This window comes from Oleiagrimonas sp. (assembly GCF_027858935.1).
Lineage (GTDB): Bacteria > Pseudomonadota > Gammaproteobacteria > Xanthomonadales > Rhodanobacteraceae > Oleiagrimonas.
Genome location: NZ_JAQIBU010000014.1, coordinates 1 through 7,319 on the forward strand (window position 1 = coordinate 1; position 7,319 = coordinate 7,319).

The 7,319-nt window shown below is 63.2% G+C and carries 6 protein-coding genes; 1 reads left to right on the top strand and 5 read right to left on the bottom strand.

The annotated features are described in order from the left end of the window. From dsbG to PF446_RS00735, 4 genes are all read right to left on the bottom strand, one after another. Window positions 1-722: thiol:disulfide interchange protein DsbG (gene dsbG, locus PF446_RS00720; RefSeq protein WP_298068709.1), on the bottom strand; the 722-nt coding region annotated here is incomplete at its 3' end. Further along, complete coding sequence (locus PF446_RS00725; protein ID WP_298068711.1) at window positions 719-1,564, bottom strand: TlpA disulfide reductase family protein; 846 nt, start codon at window positions 1,562-1,564, stop codon at window positions 719-721. The genes dsbG and PF446_RS00725, both read right to left, overlap by 4 nt. A gap of 158 nt (window positions 1,565-1,722) precedes the next feature. Further along, the gene (locus PF446_RS00730; RefSeq protein WP_298068713.1) at window positions 1,723-3,720 is read right to left on the bottom strand and encodes a CocE/NonD family hydrolase; all 1,998 of its coding nucleotides are present in this window, start codon (window positions 3,718-3,720) and stop codon (window positions 1,723-1,725) included. Between the two features lie 97 nt (window positions 3,721-3,817). Further along, window positions 3,818-4,630 (bottom strand): phosphodiester glycosidase family protein, encoded by an 813-nt coding sequence (locus tag PF446_RS00735; RefSeq protein WP_298068715.1) that lies wholly within the window; start codon window positions 4,628-4,630, stop codon window positions 3,818-3,820. 126 nt (window positions 4,631-4,756) lie between these two features. On the opposite strand from PF446_RS00735, the gene PF446_RS00740 reads away from it, so the two are divergent. Further along, a complete protein-coding gene (locus PF446_RS00740; protein ID WP_298068717.1) occupies window positions 4,757-5,245 on the top strand; it encodes an 8-oxo-dGTP diphosphatase in 489 nt (162 codons plus the stop codon). A gap of 368 nt (window positions 5,246-5,613) precedes the next feature. Here PF446_RS00740 and PF446_RS00745 read toward each other — a convergent pair. Further along, the coding region (locus PF446_RS00745) for a PQQ-binding-like beta-propeller repeat protein (protein ID WP_298068719.1) at window positions 5,614-7,319 on the bottom strand (1,706 nt) is incomplete at its 5' end.

The window sequence follows — 7,319 nt, forward strand, 5'->3', positions numbered from 1 at the left end:
CCCACGATCTTGTGCACCTTGCCCTGGGCATCCTTGTACATCACGCCGGGCGTGCCGCTGATGCCCAGCTGATCCATCAGGTTGTTGTTGGCGTTGATCTTTTCGCGGGTCGCGGCAGGGATCTGCCGGGCCAGCGGGACCGGGCTGTTGCGGAAATCGCTCTCGTTGCGCGTGAAAGTCGCGATCGGATCCTTGGCATCGAGCACGGATGCCGCACGCGGCATGCTCTGCGGCTTGATGACCGCCACCAACAGGTAGCGCACTTGCACCTTGCCGGCCTTCACCTGCGGCCGGATGGCATGCCACAAGCGATGACAGTACGGGCATTCGGTGTCGGTGAATACATAGACGATGCGTTTGGCGCTCTTCGACCCTTCGGCAATCCAGTCGGCTTTGCGCAACTCGTCCCAGGTGGACTGGGTCAGTTTCGGCGTGCTGTTGGCCGCGAAGGCGGCACCGGTGAGGTCCTGGCCGTTGGCATCGAACAGGTTGCCGATCATGGTGTGCTTGCCGTCGGGCAGCAGGTACACCGGCAGCGCACGACCGTGGAAGTCACCGACATAGCCCTTGAACCCCGCAGGGGCGGGCATGGTGCTGCGGATCGTGATCCCCCGGGCCGTGAGCGCCTGGATCGGGGCCGGCCAACTGGCCGCCAGCGATGCGCCGGAAAGGGTCAGGCATGCGGCCAGCAGCAGCATGATGAAAAGGGGTCGTTTGTTCAAGGAGAGACTCCGGGTCGGTCAAGTGCGGATGGTGTCACGTAGGACAGTCCATCGGCCAGCGTGGCGGCAGACAGTTCACCCGTGTGGATGTCGCGCACGATACCCCGTGCGTCGACAAACAGCGTGGTCGGTGTGCCGCGGATGGTGAAGTGTCGGGCCAGGTGCTGGCCGTCGTCGATCAGGACATGCTCCGGCATGCGCTGCAAGGTCTGCAGGTAGGCACGTACCGTCGCAGGTGACTCGGCCTGGTCGACGAAAACGAAACGCACGGCCGGCATCTGCGCCTCGGCATGCACCAGCATCGGCATCTCGCGACGGCACGGTGGGCACCAAGTGGCCCACAGGTTGACCACCATGGGGGTCCCGGCATGGCGCAGCGGTTGGGTCGCGCCCTTCAGGTCGTGCAGCGTCAGGTCGGGCAGCGGGCGCTGGGATGCAGCGGAAAGCTGGGTCACCGCCAGGGTGGCCAGCAGCCATACACCCAAGCCCGACAGGCTGGCTGCCGTCAGCGGCAGGCGCAGGCGAGAACGGCGCCAGAACACCAGTGCGACCGACAGCACCAGCACCACCACTCCGGGCCAGGCCATGAATCCGCCATCGCGGATGTTGAGCATGCTCCATGGCGAGGCCTGGTACTGCGGCCAGCGGCGGATGATGAAGGCCATGCGTGCGGCCAGCAGCGCAAGCGCAAGGGTACTCCACAGGGCGGTCTGTGCATCCGCCTTGCCGCGCCGGCGCAGGGCGCCAGCCACGGCCAGCGCCACGATAAGTGCAGCCGCCAGCACCAGTACAGCCGCGGGAAACAGGAACGGACCGAGGGCGATCCCCTTATCCACGGGCATGGGCCACGGGGTCAACCGGAGCGTGATTGCAGGCAAGGGTGGTGTTCATGAGGCGGTGCAGGCTGTGCAAACGCCCATCATAGATCCGAACGACCGTCGTGCGCGATGCAGCCGTCCGGCAGGCCGCCACCCGGCTTCCCGGGCGGCGGCCCTGCGGGTCAGTGCTTTTCGACCAGCGGCAGATCGATGTAGCTGGCCTCGCCCGGCGCATGGTAGATGCGCTGGGTGGCCTTGACGTAGTCGGCGGGCTTGGCAAAGAAGATGTTCTTCACGTAGGTCTGTGGATTGCGGTCATACAGCGGGAACCAGCTGGACTGCACCTGCACCATGATGCGGTGGCCCTTGCGAAACACATGGTTGGCCGTGGGCAGCTCGAAGCGGTACAGCAGCGGTGCGTTGGCCTTGAGCGCGTGCGGATGCTCGAAACTGGTGCGATAGCGACCACGGAAGATGTCCATGGCGATGCCCAGCTGATAACCGCCCAGTTTGGGTTCTGCAGCGACCTGGTCCGGGTACACGTCGATCAGCTTGACCACCCAGTCCGAGTCGGTGCCGCTGGTGGAGGCCACCAGATGCACCTTGGGCTGGCCGGCGATGGTCACGTCATGATCCAGCACGCCGGTCTCGAAAGTGACCACGTCCGTCCGCCCGGAGAACGGGCGCTGGTCGTCGACCAGCCAGTAGGACCAGGTCATGCCATCGTCGTACCCGCTCGGCTGGATGGGGCGGGTGCGGAACGGCACCGGTTTGGCCGGGTCGGACACGTAGCTGGTGTCCTTGGCCTCGGCGGCTGTGGGCGCCGCGAAGCCGGCCTTGCCGTCGGCATGCAGGTACAGCGGCGTCGGCTGGATCGAGCAGCCACTGGCGCAACCTTCGGGCCAGGACGAGAGGCGCTCCCAATGGTTGGTGCCGGTGCGGTAGGCAGTGACCGGGGCCACCGGGTTGGGCGGCGCGCTGTCCTTCAGGTAGTGGGCCAGAAACGGCGCCAGGATGTGCTTCATGAAATAGGTGCCGGTGTCGCTGCCGAAGCGGATCGCGCCCAGGTGGTCGGCCGGCTCGATCTCCTGACCGTGGTGCCACGGGCCCATCACCAGATAGACCATGTCGTTGTTCGTGTCCTTCGGCTCGATGGCCTTGTACACGGCGATGGCGCCGTAGATGTCCTCCTGGTCCCACAGGCTGTCGACCAGCATCACCGGCACCTTGAGTGGCTGTTTGGCGAGGATCTTGTCCATCGCCTGATCGCGCCAGAAGCTGTCATAGGCCGGGTGTTCGGTGATCTTTTTCCAGAAGCCGATCTGGTCCATGTTGTAGGCCTTGCCCATGGCGCCGGCCGAGCCGTAGTGCATGTACAGGTCGTAATCGTCGTAGAAGTTGGTCCACCACTTGATGCTGTTGTCGCGGGTGGCCTCCTGCTCGTACACGTATGGCATGTTCTGTTCGCGGAAGGCGCCATTGTGGAACCAGTCGTCGCCCATCCAGCCGTCGACCATGGGGTTCATCGGCACCACGACCTTGAGCGCCGGGTTCGGATTGATCATCGCAGTCAGCGGCTCGTAGCCGTCGTAGGAAATGCCCAGGATGCCGACTTTTCCGTTGCTTTGCGGCAGGTTTTTCACCAGCCAGTCGATGGTGTCGTAGGTGTCGGTCGATTCGTCCACCGGCGTGTGGTTGAGCGGGCCGCGGAACGGACGGTTCATCACGAAGTCGCCTTCCGAACCGTATTTGCCGCGCACGTCCTGGATGACGCGGATATAGCCACCGTCGACGATCACCGGTACGGCGTTGTCGTAGCCCCGCAGCGCATCGTTCGCGTCGCCGCGCAGGGCGCTGCCCATGTGCCCGCTGAGCTGGTCATGCACGGTTTTGGTGACCATGCTGGTCGCGTTGTAGGGCGTGCGCGTGAGCAGGATCGGCGCGTCGTGCGCACCCTTGGGAATCATAATCACGGTGTGCAGCTTCACGCCGTCGCGCATCGGGATCATCACGTCGCGGATGGTGTAGTTGAAGCTGGAATGATTGGGCGTGAAGTGCGCCGGCGTCTCGCTGGGCAGCGAGGGGTATTTCGGTGGTGGTGTTTCCCCGGCATGTGCGGCGGCAATCATCAGCGCCGCAGTGGCGACAAGCGTGCAAAGAGTGCGGATCGAGCGTGTCATGAACTTCCCCAAGTCGTGAACCCGAACCTACACAGTAGCGCATGCGCAGCGGTAAGGCATGTACCTGAAGGTCTGGATCATGCTGGACCGATGCAGGTCATTGCGGGGCTTTATCAAACACGGCAAACATGCCGGCATAGGGTTTGGTCATGAACACTGGAGGGCCGAAATAGTCACCGTGGTCGAAGAACTGCGAGATGGTGCCGTCCAGATACAGTGCGTCACGGCAGCCGAGCCGGTCGCGGAACAGCCGCGCAAAGCTGTGGAAATTGACCGGACTTTCGCTGATGGCGAAAACCACCTGTCCCGGTTCCGGCGCACAAACGCCGCTGCGCCACTTCAGGCTGGTGGATCGGGCCAGGAAATGCGGGTTGATGGCACCGTCGATGACCAGCATCGGGCCCGATTGCGTGGCCAGCCTCGGATCGGGCGGATGGCTGCGGTAGGCGGCGGTGGTCATCACCCGGGCGTGGCCTTTGTGGTCGACCAGGAAGACCCCGTTGGGTCGCATCGAGAAATTGCCGGCAGCTGGATCGCCATGCGCGGTATTGAGGGGTTTCAGGACCTTGCCCGCCTCCACGTACAGCCCCAGCGGCGAGCCCTTGCGGTCATAGATGCCCGCATTGGCGGCAAAGCGCAGCTGTTCGCCATGCCTGGCGCCCCATGAGCGCAGGGCTTCGATGTTGGCGAAGGGCTTGCCGGTGTCCGGGTCGAGCCAGTGCAGGCTGAGCCGTTCGCGGGAAAGGTTGATCCGCACCACGCGATAGCTTGCGCCATCAAAGCTGACCTGCTTGCCGGTTTGCACGGGCGGTGCATCGCAGGCCGCCAGTGTGCAGGCCGCCAGGATCACCAGCACGCGGAGAAGCGCACGAAGCGGGATTCGGGTCACTGGATGGGGACGCTGTGGCATGCCGCCATGTTCACCTTCGTTCCGGGCGCGCGCAAGCGTTCAAGTCGGAACCGTTCACTCCCAGTGGATCCGGGTCGGAAGTCATCCGGCACTGCACTAGAATGAGCCTTTCCGGTGGATGTCCCCATGACCTACACTCCGATAGTCGCCACACTCGGCTATGTGCTTTCGCCCGATCGCAAACGCGTGCTGATGATCCACCGCAACACGCGCGAGGATGACCTGCACCTGGGCAAGTACAACGGTCTGGGCGGCAAGTTGGAGCGCGACGAGGACGCGGCTGCGTGCATGCGCCGTGAGATCCGCGAGGAGGCCGGCATCGAATGCCAATCCATGCAGCTGCGCGGCACCATCAGCTGGCCGGGCTTCGGCAAGCATGGCGAGGACTGGCTGGGCTTCATCTTCCTGATCGATCGATTCGATGGCGAGCCGCACGAGGGCAACCATGAGGGCACGCTGGAGTGGGTCGAGCGGTCACGGATGATGGCCTTGCCGATGTGGGAAGGGGATCGGCATTTCCTGCCGCTGGTGTTCGATGACGATCCGCGGCCGTTTCACGGCGTGATGCCGTACTCCGGGGGGCGGATGCAGTCCTGGTCCTTCAGCAGGTTCTGATTTGCGCTTAGCAGGTTCCTGGTGTCGCGTTTTGTGTCTTCCACTCCGCGCCTGCGAGGCTACGGCTCGGATGCAACTGTGAAGTCAGGTACGTCTGATCTCGGCCAGCACCGGCCGTTCGCTTGCTGCCATTTCATGCCACAAAGCGGTCACTCGAACAGCATCGCTTTTCGCAGCGAGTGGAGGGTACACATCATCAACACCTGCCATGCGCGTCGAGTGGAAGCTGGAGCGATCCAGCGTCTGCAACCTGTGTAGGGGAGTGCCAATGCATCGCACGCCCTGTACTTCCGGTGCATACCTCGCTGATGTGCTCATGACTCCATCCTACAAAGAGTGAAGCCTCAGGAATTCCAGGCGCGGTTGAGCTAATGCGCGCCGCGCAGGCTCCAGATATCAAGCACACCGCCGGTGGCGTGATCGTTGGCATTGCCCTCGGGCAGTATGATCTTGCCTTGCAGCACAATCGGGCTGTTCCAATGGCCGGGTCCGCACGGCAATGTTGCGACGTGTTTGCCCGAAGACGCCTCGTACACGTTCAAGCCACCTTTGCGCGCATACACAAATAGAAGTCCCCCGCTCTCGAACGGGCTGGTGCCGCCCGTCTCGTTCTTCCATTTTTGCTGGAGTTTGCCATCATCCAGCTCCCACGCCGCGGTGCCGCCGTTGTCGGCGGCAAACATCCAGGTTTGACCTTCGTGTTTCCACACCGCCGGTTGGGTGAACAGATCGGTGCCGCTCGGGGTGGAAACGATTTGCAACTCATGGCCCTTGTGAGGGTCGGTGCCGGCGATGGCCTTGCGGCTGAGCAGGCGGATCTTGCCATCCTTGCCGCCTTGGGCGAGCAAGTCTCCGCCGAGCAACACCGGCGACGTCGAGCCAAGGTCGAGATCACGCTCATTCAGCTCCGCAGTGTTGGCCGGCGTGTAGTTACCCAGCATTTTTGTGGCATCGGCGTTGAGTTCGATGAGCGCATCGCCCCAGTCGGTCGTTCCGTTCCAGTCGGCGTTGCCGGTGGCGATAAAGATGTGACCGTTTCCGGGATCGATCACGGCGCCCGCACGGCCCCAGATCGCTGCATCGCTTTGCGGGCAGGTGCTGGGCTCCATCAGCCCGGTGCGGTTGCTGCACAACGAGTTCCACACGTGCAGGAGTTTGCCGGAGTTGCTGTCGAGAATGGCGACATGGCCTTGGTAGGGCGCCTGGTCACCGACATAGCCCGCCGTCACGGCGATCACATGGCCGCGGAATAACTTCAGCGGCGAGTCCATCTTCTCGCGCCGCGGCAGCTTGGTGATGGAAGTGCGCCAGACAAGGTGACCATTGCCGACGGCCAGTTTCTGGATGGCGCCATCGGGTGAAGCGGCGTAGATGAATTGCCGGTCGGGATCGGCCACGGGGGTCGAGTTGGTGATCTGGCGCGTGCCGGACAGCTTCTGATAGCTGGTCGGCGTGTATTCCCACAAGACTGCACCGCTATCGGCATCGAGCGCCAGCGTTTTGCCGTAGGTGGTGGTGACGAAAATGGCGTTATGACGGGCGCCGTGGATGCTGACGTCGTGCAGGTAAATGGCGCTGGCATCCACCGTGCCATCCAGCTTGATCTGCAGACGCGTGAGCTGGGCGACGTTGGCGGCGGTGATGCCGGTGGGTACCGGGTTGGCGCTGGTGCTTTGTACATTGCCGCCGAACATCGGCCAGTCCTGTGGAGGCAAGCTTTGTCCAGCCGCCGTGGTGGCCAAGCTCATCCAAAACAGCAATGCGATCATGATCTGGTATTTCATACGAAAAGTATGCCACCGGCTCGTACTGCGTGCACCGGATAACGGAAAAGCGGGGCTACGGGCGCGGCCCGCACACGTAGCTGTGGAGCGACTCAAGCGCGCTTGGCGCTCATAGGAATACCAAACAGCCGCGAACTGGCATCCCGAAAGCGGACGCTCGCCAACGGCCGAAACGGGTCCAGGCTGTGTGAAAACTCCGCCATCGGATAAAAATTGGCGCGTCGAATCGACGAGGGCCAGCCGATGAGCCGATTTGTAGAAGGGGTGGATCGCTCGCAGAGTGTGTTGTT

Bases quoted from the DNA above. Each gene is read 5' to 3' on its own strand.
- PF446_RS00725 (WP_298068711.1), bottom strand. From the start codon at position 1,564: ATGCCCGTGGATAAGGGGATCGCCCTCGGTCCGTTCCTGTTTCCCGCG.
- PF446_RS00730 (WP_298068713.1), bottom strand. From the start codon at position 3,720: ATGACACGCTCGATCCGCACTCTTTGCACGCTTGTCGCCACTGCGGCG.
- PF446_RS00735 (WP_298068715.1), bottom strand. From the start codon at position 4,630: ATGCCACAGCGTCCCCATCCAGTGACCCGAATCCCGCTTCGTGCGCTT.
- PF446_RS00740 (WP_298068717.1), top strand. From the start codon at position 4,757: ATGACCTACACTCCGATAGTCGCCACACTCGGCTATGTGCTTTCGCCC.